9 protein-coding genes are annotated in these 14,119 nt (G+C 70.3%); 3 read left to right on the plus strand and 6 right to left on the minus strand.

Going from position 1 to position 14,119, the window contains the following annotated elements; translation table 11 throughout:
- The first annotated feature begins 109 nt into the window (after positions 1 to 109).
- On the plus strand, positions 110 to 1,621 hold the full coding sequence (locus ACIA5G_RS10800; protein WP_395922378.1) for a hypothetical protein: 1,512 nt from the start codon (positions 110 to 112) through the stop codon (positions 1,619 to 1,621).
- A gap of 6 nt (positions 1,622 to 1,627) precedes the next feature.
- On the opposite strand, the gene ACIA5G_RS10805 is transcribed toward ACIA5G_RS10800, so the two are convergent.
- Positions 1,628 to 3,727 (minus strand): (Fe-S)-binding protein, encoded by a 2,100-nt coding sequence (locus ACIA5G_RS10805; protein ID WP_395922379.1) that lies wholly within the window; start codon positions 3,725 to 3,727, stop codon positions 1,628 to 1,630.
- Between the two features lie 31 nt (positions 3,728 to 3,758).
- A complete protein-coding gene (locus tag ACIA5G_RS10810) occupies positions 3,759 to 4,178 on the minus strand; it encodes a hypothetical protein (RefSeq protein WP_395922380.1) in 420 nt (139 codons plus the stop codon).
- 222 nt (positions 4,179 to 4,400) lie between these two features.
- Here ACIA5G_RS10810 and ACIA5G_RS10815 point away from each other — a divergent pair, with 222 nt between their 5' ends.
- A complete protein-coding gene (locus tag ACIA5G_RS10815; protein ID WP_395922381.1) occupies positions 4,401 to 5,063 on the plus strand; it encodes a nitroreductase family protein in 663 nt (220 codons plus the stop codon).
- Between the two features lie 244 nt (positions 5,064 to 5,307).
- On the opposite strand, the gene ACIA5G_RS10820 is transcribed toward ACIA5G_RS10815, so the two are convergent.
- From ACIA5G_RS10820 to ACIA5G_RS10830, 3 genes are all read right to left on the minus strand, one after another.
- Positions 5,308 to 7,443, minus strand: a complete 2,136-nt coding sequence (locus tag ACIA5G_RS10820) for a putative bifunctional diguanylate cyclase/phosphodiesterase (protein WP_395922382.1) — start codon at positions 7,441 to 7,443, stop codon at positions 5,308 to 5,310.
- A gap of 62 nt (positions 7,444 to 7,505) precedes the next feature.
- Complete coding sequence (locus ACIA5G_RS10825; protein WP_395922383.1) at positions 7,506 to 8,597, minus strand: alpha/beta hydrolase; 1,092 nt, start codon at positions 8,595 to 8,597, stop codon at positions 7,506 to 7,508.
- 73 nt (positions 8,598 to 8,670) lie between these two features.
- On the minus strand, positions 8,671 to 10,002 hold the full coding sequence (locus ACIA5G_RS10830; RefSeq protein WP_395922384.1) for a cytochrome P450: 1,332 nt from the start codon (positions 10,000 to 10,002) through the stop codon (positions 8,671 to 8,673).
- 123 nt (positions 10,003 to 10,125) lie between these two features.
- Here ACIA5G_RS10830 and ACIA5G_RS10835 point away from each other — a divergent pair, with 123 nt between their 5' ends.
- A complete protein-coding gene (locus ACIA5G_RS10835) occupies positions 10,126 to 10,941 on the plus strand; it encodes an SAM-dependent methyltransferase (RefSeq protein WP_395922385.1) in 816 nt (271 codons plus the stop codon).
- Here ACIA5G_RS10835 and ACIA5G_RS10840 read toward each other — a convergent pair whose 3' ends face one another.
- A complete protein-coding gene (locus ACIA5G_RS10840) occupies positions 10,942 to 13,830 on the minus strand; it encodes a glycoside hydrolase family 3 C-terminal domain-containing protein (RefSeq protein ID WP_395922386.1) in 2,889 nt (962 codons plus the stop codon).
- Positions 13,831 to 14,119: the final 289 nt, after the last annotated feature.

Below are 14,119 nucleotides of genomic sequence, written 5' to 3' on the forward strand. Positions count from 1 at the left end.
GGAAAAATGCGCCCCGAACGGGTGAACCGGGCAGCATTCGGGCGACGATCATCGCCCCTCCACCGACTGGGTGCGTAAGCCAGTTCGGCTCCAGGGCACCGGGAGAACGATGAAGTCAGCATGGCAAGTCCGCGCCGGCCGGCAAGGCGAACGCGACCAGGAGTCCCTCGCCGACGGTCTCACGATCGTCGGCTGGGGCGGCGTTCCCCCGCTCGGCCGGTTCGGCAGCAAGGGAGCACTCAAGGAAGGGCTCCGGGAGTGCTACCCGCACCGGTCGAATTATGTGATCGGGAACTGGGCCGGGCAGCTGTGGCGCTTCTCCCGGGAGATGAGCGAGGGTGACCTGGTCGTCATGCCGCTCAAGAACGTTCGGCGGTTCGCCATCGGGGAGGTCACCGGGTCCTACCACTACCGCCCCGGCTCCGCGCCGGAGTTCCGGCACGCCCGGCCGGTCCGGTGGCTCCGGACCGACGTCGGCCCCGGCGAGTTCGAACCCGACCTGCGCGGCAGCCTCGGTTCACTGCTCACCGTCTGCCGGCTGAGCCGCCACGACGCCGCCCGCCGGATCGGGGAAGTCGCGGCCGGCCGGGCGGATCCGGGCTGGCAGCACGCCTCGGCGAACCTCGATCCCGACGCCACCCGAGCCGACCTATGGGAAGCCGTCGAGACCGGTGCGGCGCCGGTGAAGCTCACCGTGCGGGACCTGCTGTCGATGTGGGACTACCGGCGGCGCACCGCGACGTCGCTGGTCACCGTTCAATCCGAGCTGGCCGAGCACGGAGTCACGACCAGGCCTCCGTTCACCACGGCCCGGATGGACACCGCCGTCGAGCTGGTCCCGATCGCCGACGAGCCGGGCCCGGCGGACCCGGAGCCGGACTCACCCGAGGTCGAGGTTGCGGACGACCTGCCCACCAAGTGGATGGTGCGCGCGATCCTGCCGGACGTGCCGGCCATCGAGACCGTCACCGCCGGCAAGCCCCTGGCCGCCGCGGTGACCCTGATGCTGGCCAAGAACTACTCCCAGCTGGCGGTGCTCCACGAGGACGGCTTCTGCGCCGGAGCGGTCAGCTGGGAGTCCATCGGCCGGGCCCGCCTGGCGAACCCCGCGCCGACCCTGCGGGACGCCACCACCCCGGTCCGGGTCATCGACTTCGACGAAGAACTGTTCAGCCAGATCGACGAGATCTTCCGGCGCGGCTACGTCTTCGTCCGGGGAGAGGACCGCCGGACGCTCATCGGGATCGTGACCGCCAACGACCTCGCCCGCCAGTTCGGCGCCCTCGCCCGGCCGTTCTCCCTGCTGGAGGAGGCGGAGCTGCGACTTCGCCGCCAAACCAAGCGCAGCCTTTCCGAGGACCTGCTCGACGAAGTCGCGCCCAAGTGGGCACACGGGAATCCGACGTTCGGCAACTACGTGCGCCTCTTCGAGGAGCAGCACCACTTCGACATGCTGAACTGGCCACTCGACCACCAGGCGTTCCTCGATCTGCTCAAGGAAGCACGCCGGATCAGGAACGACCTCATGCACTTCTCCGGCGACGAGGTCCCGAAGCAGGACCTCGCCGCCATCGAAGGGTTCTGCGCGACGATCAAGGCCGTCGACCAGTTCTCGCGCTGATCCCGGTCAGGGTTTCGGCGCCACCTCCGGTGCCTTCACCCGCTCCAGCAGCAGCTGCGCGACATCGCGGACGTCGACGTTCTCCGCCTTCTGCTCACTCTGCCGCTGCACCAACCCGTCGGTGAGCATCACGCGGCAGAACGGGCAGCCCGTCACGATCGTTTCCGCGTCGGTCGCGATCGCTTCGTCCACGCGCTCGAGGTTGATGCGCTTGCCGATCTGCTCCTCCATCCACATCCGCGCGCCCCCGGCGCCGCAGCACAGGGCCCGGTCCGCGTGGCGGGGCATCTCCTCGAGCGTTGCTCCCGTCGCGCCCACCAGCTCGCGCGGCGGGGTGTAGACCTTGTTGTGCCGCCCGAGGTAACACGGGTCGTGGTAGGTGACCTTGGGACCGTCCTCGACCGCCTTGACCGGCGTCAGCTGCCCGCCGCGCACCAGCCGGTTGAGCAGCTGCGTGTGGTGGACGACCTCGTAGTGCCCGTCCAGGTCCGGGTACTCGCGGCCGAGGGTGTTCAGGCAGTGCGGGCAGGTGGTGACGATCTTGCGCAGCCGCGGCTCGCGGCCTTCGAACACGGCGTTGAGCGTCTCCGCGGTCTGCTGCGCCATCATCTGGAAGAGGAACTCGTTGCCCGCGCGGCGCGCCGGGTCACCGGTGCACGACTCTTCCTTGCCGAGCACGACGTACTTCACGCCGGCGATGTGCAGCAGCTCCGCCGTGGCGCGGACCGTCTTGCGGGCCTGGTCGTCGAACGCGCCCGCGCAGCCGACCCAGTAGACGTACTCGACGTCCTCGGCCAGCTCGCCGTCGAACACCGGGACGTCGAAGGGGAGGTCCTTCGTCCACGCCAGCCGCTCGGAGTTGTTCTGGCCCCACGGGTTGCCCTTGGTCTCCAGGTTCTTGAACAGGCCGCCCAGCTCGGTCGGGAACGCCGACTCGATCATCACCTGGTAGCGGCGCATGTCGACGATGTGGTCGACGTGCTCGATGTCGACCGGGCACTGCTCGACGCACGCGCCGCAGGTGGTGCACGACCAGAGCACGTCCGGGTCGATGACGCCGTTTTCGGCCTCCGTCCCGACCAGCGGGCGCGCGTCCTCGTGCTCCTTGCCGCCGAGGATGTAGGGCGCCTCTTCGAACAGGTTGTCGCGCAGGCCCATGATGAGCAGCTTGGGCGACAACGGCTTCCCGGTGTTCCACGCCGGGCACTGCGACTGGCAGCGGCCGCACTCGGTGCACGTCGAGAAGTCGAGCATGCCCTTCCACGTGAAGTCGCCGATCTTGCCGCGGCCGAACGTGTCGTCTTCGCCCGGGTCCTCGAAGTCGATCGGCTTGCCGCCGGACTCCATCGGCAGCAGCGGGCCGAGCCCGTCCGGCAGCCGCTTCGCCGAGACGTTGATCGGCGCCACGAAGATGTGCAGGTGCTTGGAGTAGAGCACGATCGACAGGAACACCAGCATGACGCCGATGTGCAGCAGCAGGCCGACCGTCTCGAGCACCTCGGTCGTCGAGTGCCCGAGCGGCTCGAGGAGGTTCCCGACGCCGAGCGAGACGTACGCGCCCGAGTCGTACGGGAAGTTGCCGGACGCCGAGGACGCGCCGCGGAAGAAGAACATCGTCCAGACGACGTTGAAGATCATGAGCAAGATCAGCCACGCGCCGCCGGTGTGCGAGCCGTAGAACCGGGACGCGCGCTCCTTGCGCTCGGGCGCCTGCCGGATCCGGATCACCGCGAACACGCCGAGCGAGACGGCCACCATGACGGCGATGAAGTCCTGCAGGAAGCCGAGCACCGCCCAGTGGCCGATCCACGGGATCGCGAACCGCTCGTCGAAGAGCGCGCCGTACGCCTCGAGGTACACCGAAGCGAGGATCACGAAGCCCCAGAACGTGAAGAGGTGCGCCAGGCCGGGGACGGACCACTTCAGGAGCTTGCGCTGGCCGAACACCTCGCGCACCTGCGCGAACACCCGGGCACCCAGGTCGTCCGACCGCTTGGTGTCGGGCTGGCCGGCCTTGATCAGCCGGTACAGGAAGGCCACGCGCTTGCCGGCGACGGCGAGGCCGACGACGGTCATGAGCAGACCGAGGATGAGACGAACGAGCACGAGTCCTCCGTGACGTGCTTGAAGGAACGGCTCAGTGCGAGCCGGTGTAGTAGCGGCACGCCTTGCACGCGTACCGCATCTTCGCGACCCGCCAGTGTTTCCGGTACAGATCGAGGTCGGCCGACCGGCGGACGCCGAGGCGCTGGTAACGCCCGGGCCGTCGCCGGCCGGTCTCGTACTGCTCGGTCGCGCGGCCGAGGTGGGCGCGCCGCAGCACGCACCCCCGCGTCCGGCAGCGGCCGAGTGCGCCGCGGCAGAACCGGTGCAGCAAGACCAGTTCTCCGGTCACTTCTTCGACGACGCCGTAACCGGGGTGGGCGCCCGGTCCGGTGAGCCGCACCGGCAGCCCGCAGTACCCGCATTTGAGGGTGCAGGAAAGGCAGCCGGTGATGTGCCTGAGCCGCAGTTCGCGCCGATCGTCGGAGCCAGGTCCTCGGACGCGCGACGCCATGGGGCCTCCTCCGGCGACTGTGATCGGCACCACTGCCTGCTACTGGAGGGTAATGAGGAGCTCACTTCGTGCGACAGGACCATTCAGCCTAGTTACATTGGGCTGTCCGGCGTAAAAATCGAAGCAAGGATCACCTTACTGTCCGTAGAACGGACGCCTCCGTCGCGCAAATCGCACGTTCGGCCCTGCTGCGGCGACCGTGTCCCCCGCCACAATCCGGGCATGACCTACCACCCCGTGCCCTACCGGCCCGCCCGGCTGCCCGCCGAAGAAGCCGTCGCCCAGGCCGCTTCCCTCCGGCAGCGGATGGAAGCACGGCGCTCGGTCCGGATGTTCTCCCCCGACCCGGTGCCCGAACGCGCGGTGCTCGACGCGATCGCGGTGGCCTCCACCGCCCCGAGCGGCGCGCACCAGCAGCCCTGGACGTTCGTCCTCGTCACCGATCCGGCGGTGCGCCGCACGATTCGCGAAGCCGCTGAAGAAGAGGAGCGCATCTCCTACGGCGGCCGGCTCGGCGACGCGTGGCTCGACGCGCTGCGGCCACTGGGCACGGACGCGGTGAAGCCGCACCTGACGGACGCGCCGTACCTGATCGTCGTGTTCCAGCAACGCTTCGCCCTCGACGACGACGGCGGCGTCCACAAGCACTACTACGTCGACGAGTCGGTCGGCATCGCCGTCGGCATGCTGCTGACGGCGCTGCAGGTGGCCGGACTGGCGGCGCTGACGCACACGCCGTCCCCGATGCGGTTCCTCGGCGAGCTGCTCGGCCGTCCCCGCAACGAGAAGGCGTTCGCGGTGATCCCGGTCGGGTACCCGGCGGACGACTGCGTGGTGCCGGACCTGCACCGCAAGTCCCTCGACGAGGTCCTGGTCCGGATCTGACGGGGGCGGCTCAGCTGCCGGACCTGCACCGCAAGTCCCTCGACGAGGTCCTGGTCCGGATCTGACGGGGGCGGCTCAGCTGCCGGGCAGTCCGCCCGGCAGCTCGGTGAAGGCCGCGCCCGACACAACGTCTACGCCTCGCTGCCGCCACCACGCGGCCTGCTCCCGACTGGCCACCCCGGCCACCGAGACCAACGCCCCAGACGAACCGTGGCCACTGGTAGGTCGACCAAGCTCGTGCAGCTCAGCTGCCGGGCAACCCGCCCGGCAGCTCGGTGAAGGCCGCGCCCGACACGACGTCCACACCCCGCTCCCGCCACCACGCGGCCTGCTCCCGCCCGGCGACTCCGGCCACCGAAACCGACACCCCAGCCGAACGAGCCGCGTCGATCAGCGCCGTTGCCGACCGCTCCACCAGCGGATGGTCCCGACGCACCACCAGGTTCCCGGCCAGACGGACCGTGTGCACCGGCAAGTCGACCAGGCTCGTGATGTCGCCCGCCGTGCCGAAGTCGTGGATCTCCGCCGCCACGCCGATCTCCGACAGCACCTTGAGGTTGTCGGCCGCGTCGACGGCGTCCGGGGGCAGGACCGCCGCCGGGAAGCCGGGGCGGAGCCGTTCCGGCGGGAGGCCGGTTTCTTCGAGGACCCGGCGGATCTCCCCGACCAGCTCGGGATCGGCGGCCTGCTGTGCCGTGAGCTCGACGGTGAGCGGCACGGTGACACCGGACGCGGCGACCCGCTCGGCCGCCGTGCGCAGCAGCCACGTGCCCAGCGGCAGCGCCAGCCCGGTCTCCGAAGCCAGCCGCACGCAGGTTTCGTGCGACAGCAGGCCTTCCTCCGGGTGGGTCCAGCGCAGCCTCGCCTCGACGCCGGCCACCTCGCCGCCCGCGTCGACCAGCGGCCGGTAGCGGACCTCGATCTCGCCGTTCTCCCAAGCTCCCGCCATCGATGCGGCGAGGCCGAAGTCGTGCCGGTCGCGCCGGTCCAGCTCGCGGTCGAACAGGCCCCACTGGTTGCCCGTCCGCTGGACGCGGCGCAGTGTCAGGTCCGACGCGCGCAGCAGTTCCGCCGGCGTGATGTCGCGGGGCGGCCGGTGGACCACGCCGATGCTGGCCGAGACCGCGACGCCGCGGTGCCCGTCGACGTACTCCGCCTCCGCGAGCTCGTGGGTGATGCGGCGGACGAGCGTCACGACACCCGGCGTCGCCTCGGTGTTCTGCACCAGCACGCCGAACTCGTCCCCGCCGAGGCGGGCCACGAGCGCCTTCTCCGCTTCGAACACCGTCTTCAGCTTGGCCGCGACCCCGCGCAGCACCCGGTCGCCGAGCTCCTGGCCGAGGCCGCCGGCGATCTGCGAGAAGCCGTCCAGGTCGAGGTGGAACAGCGTGACACCACGAGCCGCGTCGGCCTCGCGCAGCAGGTTCTCCAGGCGGGTGCTGAAGAACTGCCGGTTCGGCAGCCCGGTGAGCGCGTCGTGCAGGGCCTGGTGGGACAGGCGCCGCTGCAGCAGCGAGACCTCGGTGTCGTCGTCGACGATCGTGAGCAGCTGCCGCGGCGCGCCGACGGCGTCACGGATGACCGACGCCGCGAACGTGGCCCACATCGGCTCGCCGTCCCGGCCGACCAGGCGCCGGCCCGCGCGCAGCCGGCGAAGCTTGCCGGCCACCAGGTCCTGGTAGCCCTCCCGCAGCAGCTCGACGTCCTCGGGGTGCACCAGGTCGAACAGGGTCAGCGCGGTGATCTCGGCCGGTGTGCGGTTGAGCGTCTTGGCGAGCGCCGCGTTGGCCCGCAGCACCCGGCCGTCCAGCTCGGTGAGGGCGACGCCGCTGGCCGAGCCGGCGAACACCTCCTCGAACTGCGCGCGGGTGATGACCTGCTTCTGCCGCGTCTCCTGCTCGACCTTCAGCAGCGCGCGGCTGAGGCCTTCCTGGCGCTTCTGGATGTCGTCGCGCAGCATCTCGCCATACCCCGAGCTGAGCGCCCCGAGCACGAGCACGACCCGCTCGGCGAGCCCGTCGACCCGGTGCAGCTCCGGCTCGCGCACCAGCGCCTTGCCGAGCACCTCCAGGGTGCGGCGCAGGCTGTCCGCGCCGACGCAGCGCAGCTCGACGAGCCGCGCGCCGGCCGCCGAAGCCGCCGCGAGATCCGGTGGCTCGCTCGCGACCGCCTCGAACAGCCGGCCGGTCAGGATCCCCAGCTCGCCCTCGATCTCTTCGGGCGTGTGCGGCAGGTAGGCCGTGGTGCTGACCAGGTAGCCCCACTTGCGCGCGAGCGTGCCGAGCCGGCGCGCCGCACGTTCGGCGGACGGCTTCTTCCGCGGGGTGCCGCCGCGGGGATGGGGAGCAGTCACCTCAGCCTGTCCAGGGGTCTCGGGCATACTCCGATTCGGTCAACCGACATATCTTGGCGCGAAACAACGCGACACGCACGGTTTAATATTCATCCAATCGAGTGGTAACCCTGCGGAGCGACACCCAGGTGGCCTTGCAGCCACGACCGGGTGGCGTCCCGGTAGTTCGCGGCGTTTTCGTGCAACGCAACGGAATGACCGGCACCCGGCAGGACGTACATCGACAGGTTCGACGGATCGGCGTAATACGGCGCCTCCTGCGCGCGCAACGCAGCGGAGTTCGAACAGTCACGCAGCGCGAGCAGCCCGCAGAAAAGCACGTCCTTTTCTCCCACCACCTGGAAAACCGGTACGGTAATTCCCTTCGTCGCGGGCAACACGATCCCGAACAACGCGACGGTGCCCATCCCGGGCACCGAAACCTGGTCCTTAGTGGCTTCGTCGGCCGCGATCACGACCGGGTCGGCGTCGCCGGCCGCGTAGAACAACCCGGCGCGCGCTCCCGGCTTCGTCGTGAAGTACAGCGGGTCGCTGCCCAGCCGGCCGAGCTGACCGTCGAGCAGCGCCGGCTGCAGGCCGAGCGCCGCCCCGAGCGCCAGCACCGGCAGCGCGGGCAGGTGCGTGATGCCGGTGAGGATCACCCCGTCGACGTCGTGGTAGGTCGACGCCTCGACGGCGACCACGCCGGACCCGACCGAGTGCCCGACGATCACCACCTTCGGGAACCGCACCCCGCCGACGTTGCCGGCGCGCAGGTGGCCGATCACCTCGTGCATCGACTCGGCCGCCGCCCAGACCGACAGCGGCAGGCTCAGCGGGTGGCTGCTGCGCCCGGCGCCGAGCTGGTCCGCGGCGAACGTCGCGTAGCCGTGGGCCGCCATGTCGCGCTGGTAGGAGTACCGCTGGGGCTCGTACGGCAGGTCCCAGTACGCGCTGTTGTACGTCCCGCCGTGCACGAGCAGCTGGACGGTGTCCGGCGCGTCACCGGCGGGCAGGCACAGCCGGCCGTGCACCGTCGCCGGCGCGCCCGGCACCAGCGGCGGCAGCCCGGGGCCGCTGACCGGCAGATCCGTGTCGCTGCAGGAGATCGCGGCCGCTTCGGCGGGCATCGCGGCGGTCAGCGAGGCGAGCAGGACACCGCAGGCGAACAACGCCGACGTCAACTTGACCGGCAGCTTCACGCCGCAACTCCCTCTGGACTCGGACAGGTGAAGGAACTCCGGAACACTACACCCGGTAGCCGTTCGGACACCGTCAGGTCCCGCGCGGCACCAGCGTCATCGGCAGCCGGTTCGGCTGCATGGTGGCCTTGATCTGCGCGTACACCTTCTTGCCCGGCACCGGGACCGGCCGCCAGCGCGCGCCGATGGTCGCGGCGACGATGCCGATCTCCGTCGGCGCGAACACGTGCCCCGGGCACAGCCGGGCGCCCGCGCCGAACGGGATGTAGGCGCCCTTCGGCAGTTCCGCGGTGTGGCCGGGCGCCCAGCGATCGGGGTCGAACCGCTCGGGATCGGGGAACCAGCGCGGATCCCGGTGCAGGGTGTGCTGGCTGACCGCGACCTCACTGCCCGCGGCGATCTTGACACCGCCGAGTTCGACGTCTTCGCGGGCCCGGCGCATGAGGATCAGCGGCGGGGTGCGGCGGACGATCTCGTTGACGATCTGGTGGGTGTAGACCAGATCCGGCAGGTCCTCGAAGCGCGCGGGCCGCCCGCCGAGGACTTCGTCGACCTCCGCGTGGAACCGCCGTTCGACGTCCGGGTGCACCGCGAGCTCGTGGAAGAACCAGGCCAGCGCGACGGCGGTGGTTTCGGCGCCGGTGGTGAGGATCGTGATCACCTCGTCGTGCACCTGCCGGTCGGACATGCCTTCGCCGGTGTCCTCGTCGCGGGCCATGAGCAGCATCGACAGCAGGTCGCCGTGGTCGGCGCCCTGTTCGCGGGCGGTGACCACGGTCTGGCCGATCACTTCGCGCAGGCGCGCGGCCGCGGCGTCGAACTTCCGGTTCGGCGGGATCGGCAGGCGCTCCACGAACTTCGGCGAGAACGCCCGGACCAGCACGTACTTGAGCATGACCGGGATCGAGCGCTGGATTTCGGCCAGCGCGTCTTCGCCGAGCGCGGTGGAGAACAGCGTCTGGCCGGCGATGGTCAGCACCAGGTCCTGCATCCGGCGGTCGAACTGGACGACTTCGCCCGGCTGCCAGGAGCTCGCCAGTTCGTCGGCCAGTTTGGTCATCGTGTTCTCGGCGTAGCCCGCGATCCGCCTCCGCCCGAAGGCGGGCATCACCAGCCGGCGCTGGCGGCGGTTGAGCTCACCGTTCGAGGTGGCCAGCCCGTCGCCGAAGAGCGGGCGCATCTTGTCGAAGACCAGGCCCTTGTCGAACTTGTCGGCGTCGGTGGCCAGCACCTGCCAGGACAGCTCCGGCGTCGTGACCACGTGCACCGGCAGCGGGCCGAGGTGGAGTTTGACGACTTCTCCGTGCCCGGGCAGGGAAGTGAAGAGCTTCAGGGGGTTGCGCAGCAGTGGCACCGTGTGCCCGAGCACGGGCCAGCGGCCGGGAACGGGACGCGCGTCCGTCATGTCTCGTCTCCTCGCGACCCGGGCCACCCTAGTGGCGCGGCGGGCGCTCCGAGCGCGGGTCCACACGAACGGAGGAGGCGCTACACTCCGGCCTCCAGGATTCCGCGAGGGGTGGAGGTCACGGTGACCGGGGAACTGAGCTGGGTACCGCCGGAGATCGACACTTCGGTGCCGAACCCGGCGCGGGTGTACGACTTCTGGCTCGACGGCGACCACAACTTCGCCGCGGACCGCGAGCTCGGCGAGCAGATCCTCAAGATCATGCCGGGCGTCCGCGACGCGGCCCGCCTCAACCGCGCGTTCCTGCGCCGCGCGGCGCGCTACCTGGTCGACGCCGGTGTGCGGCAGTTCCTCGACATCGGCTCCGGCATCCCGACGGTGGGGAACCTGCACGAGATCGTCCAGCAGGCCGACCCGTCGTGCCGCGTGGTGTACGTCGACCGCGAGGCCGTCGCCGTGGCGCACAGCGAGCTGTTGCTGCAGGACAACGACAACTGCCTGGTGCTGCAGGCCGACCTGCGCGACGTCGACGACGTCTTCGACGGCGCGAGCAAGCTCCTGGACCCGGACGAGCCGATCGCCGTGTTCATGTTGCTGCTGCTGCACTTCGTGCCGGACTCGTGGGACCCGGCGGCCATCGTCGCCCGCTACCGCGACCGCCTCCCCCCGGGCAGCTACCTGGCGGTCTCCCACGTGGCGGCCGACTCTGCGTCGGAGCGCCTCGACGAGGCGGTCGAGGTCTACAAGAGCAACCAGAACCAGCAGAACCAGCCGGTCCCCCGCACCCACGACGAGGTCCTCCGCTTCTTCGACGGCTTCGAGCTGGTGGAGCCGGGCCTCGTGGGGTGCGCGATGTGGAACCCGCAGGGAGCCGGCGACATGTCCGACGACCCGGCGATCAACTCCCTGCCGTACGCCGGGGTGGGCCGGAAACCCTAGTCACCGCAGGGAGAACGACGCCAGGTTCACCGGCCCGTCGAAGGTCAGGTACACGTCGTGGCGGCCGGTCGCCTTGGCCAGCGCCGCCGTCACCGTCGTGTACGCGTACCGGTCGCCGGTGCTCGGGACGGCCGCCGTACCCAGGATCCGCCCGGTCGGCGAGTCCAGGTGGACCGTGACACGCGCTGACTCCACTGTGGACACCGAAGCGGAGAACCGTGCGGGGCCGGAGAGAGCGGCGTCGCGATAGGCCAGCCAGCTCCCGGCGACAGTCGCGACCGAGGTGCCCGCCGTCTTCGCCGTGTCCGTCAAAGTCGTGCCCGAGTAGTCGTCGAAGTTCTGCGCCGGCGTGGGACGGCTCAGGTCGCGCGGCGGGATCCGCTCCCCCGGCACGAAGACCGGCTGGGCCACCGAAAGGTCGGAAGCGTTGCGGCCCACCGAGAAGTCGCGGACTCCGGCCGCCACCACCGACCGTCCCAGTGAGGCGTTCCACGAAGCCAGGTCCGCGATCGGCACCTCGAACCGGACCGTCCGCGTCTCGTGCGGCTTCAGCGTTACACGGGAGAAGTCCCGCAACCGCTGCACGCCGGAATCCTTCGAGTACAGCTGGACGACGTCGGCCCCCGCGCGATCCCCGGTGTTGGTCACCTCGACGCTGACCCGCACCGCCGAGCCGGACAGCGAAGCCCGCACCGAGCCGTACCGGAACGAGGTGTAGCTGAGTCCGTAACCGAACGGGTACAACGGCTTCCCGCGATAATACTGGTACGTCATGCCGGTCTTCGCGATGTCGTAGTCGAGGATGCTCGGCAACCCGGCGTCGGAGGCGTACCAGGTCTGCGTGAGCCGCCCGCTCGGGTTGTGGTCGCCGAAGAGCACGTCGGCGACCGCGTGCCCGGTCTCCTGCCCGGCGTGGCTGGTCCACACGATCCCCGGCACGGACAGCGTGTCCCAGCCGGTCGTCGGGTAGCTGTTCTCCACCACGACCACGGTGTGCGGGTTCACCTTCTGCACGGCTTCGATCAGCGCGCGCTGCGCCGGCGCCAGCTCGGTGCTCGTCCGGTCGTTCGCCTCCCGGCCGTTGATGAACGGCATGCTGCCGACCACCACGACGGCCGTGTCCGCGCCCTGCGCCGCGGCGACTGCGGAGGAGATCCCGCTGTGGAGCACCTCCCGGCCGAACTTCGTGGCGTGTGCGGCGTCCGGCGCGGAGATCGTCAGGACCCCGTCGGCGCCGACGACCGCGTAGCGGTTCGGGCCGAACCACGGTTCGGTGACCTCGTTGCCCGCGTACTCGAGCACATAACTGCCGTCCGGCTGCGGGTCGAGCTTCAGCTGCTGCTGCACGAACCAGCCGGTCGGCTGCTCGACGTCGTTGACCAGCGCGCCGCCGGAATAGCTCAGGTACCGGCCGTTCGCGGCCGCGCGCAGGGTGTTCTTGCCCGCGCCCCAGTCGAAGACGTCGAAGGACTCCGCGGTGCCCGCGACGGTCCCGCCCGCGGTCACCTTGCCCGGCGCGGCGGGCGCTGTCAGGTACCGGCCGGTGGTCAGGTCCTTGAGTGCGATCCGGTCGACACCTTCGGACGACGCGACCGTGCCCGCCGAGCCCAGCCGTTCGGCGACGCCTTGTGCCGGCGTGACGCGGTACTGCATCGCGCCGCTGTACCAGTCCTCGTACAGCGTGTCCGACAGCGGGCCGACCACGGCGACACGCCGGTTCGCCGCCGCGTCCAGCGGGAGGGCACCGCCGTTGTTGCGCAGCAGGACGACCTGTTCGTCGGCCGCCTTGCGCGCGAGGGCGCGGTGTTCGGGTGAGCCGATCACCGCCGGGGTGATCTTCGTGTACGGGTTGCGTCCCGGCGGGTCGAACTCGCCGAGCCGGAACCGCAGCGACAGCAGGTGCCGGTCGGCGTTCTCGACGTCGGCCATCGTCAGCAGCCCGCGGGCCAGCGCCTCTTTGACCGCTTCGACGGTGATCGAGCCGTTGGTGTCGTTGTCGGTGAAGCTGTCGAGCCCGGCCTTGATCGCCGCGGCGTCCGCCTCGGCCTTGGTGGCGTAGTACTTCTCCGAGTTGACCAGGTTGGACGGTGCCCCGGCGTCGCTGACGACGGCGATGTCCCGCGGCGCCCACTTCCGGAGCACCCCGCCGAGGTCGGGGCTCACCGTGTTCGGCCGCCCGTTGGTCAGGTTGTACGACGGCATGACGGCGTTCGCCGCCCCGGCCTGCAGCGGGATCTTGAACGCCTGCTCGTCGTAGTCGTGCAGGATCTTCGGCGGCACCGAGGAGTTGCTGGTGTCCCGGCTGACCTCGTTGTTGTAGGCGAGGTAGTGCTTCAACGTCGGCGCGGCCTGCAGGTAGCGCGGGTCGTCACCCTGGATGCCGCGGCCGTACGCGGTCGCGAGCTGCCCGGTGAGGTACGGGTCCTCGGAGTAGCCCTCCTCGTTGCGGCCCCACCGCGGGTCGCGCAGCAGGTTGACCACCGGCGCCCACAGGTTGAGCCCCCACAGCGTCGGGTTGCGCACGTTGAAACCGCGCGCCTCACGCCCGACCGCCGTGCCCACCTGCTTGACCAGCGCCGGGTCCCAGGTCCCGGCCAGGCCGATGGCCTGCGGGAACACCGTGCCGTCGGCTTTGACGACGGCGCCGTTGTTGTTGTAGTCCGTCGACCACGCGACGCCGTGCAGTGCTTCGGTGCCGGTCTTGAACACGCCGATGCCGAGCCGCGGGATGGCCGGTTCGTACTGGTGCAGCAGCGAGATCTTCTCGTCCGCCGTCAGCCGGGACAGCAGGTCGTCGATCCGCGTGGCCAGGGGCAGACCCGGGTCGCGGAACGCCGGCGGGGGCGCAGCGAGCGCCGGCGCCGGCGCCAGCAGCAGGAGCGCGGTCACCGCCGGGACTAGGGCACGGCGGAACGGGGACTGGCGCACGGACGGCCTCCCGGATTCGTCGAAACGTTTCGACGGCGCGGCGCGGAACATTCGCGTCGAAGGTGAGGATGGTGACGACTATTACAGCCGTGTGAGCACGGGGTCAAGACTTACTGGGAGCGCACCCAGGAAGTTTCGATCACGCGCGAATCTGCACTCTGAGCTGCGGGAAGATCCGCAACCAGGGACGTTCGACAAATTCGACGCCAGGCCTCGCGATCGAATGGGAATCGAATATCTCCGCACGGCG

Origin of the sequence: Amycolatopsis sp. NPDC051758 (genome assembly GCF_044453095.1) — a bacterium.
Taxonomy (GTDB): domain Bacteria; phylum Actinomycetota; class Actinomycetes; order Mycobacteriales; family Pseudonocardiaceae; genus Amycolatopsis.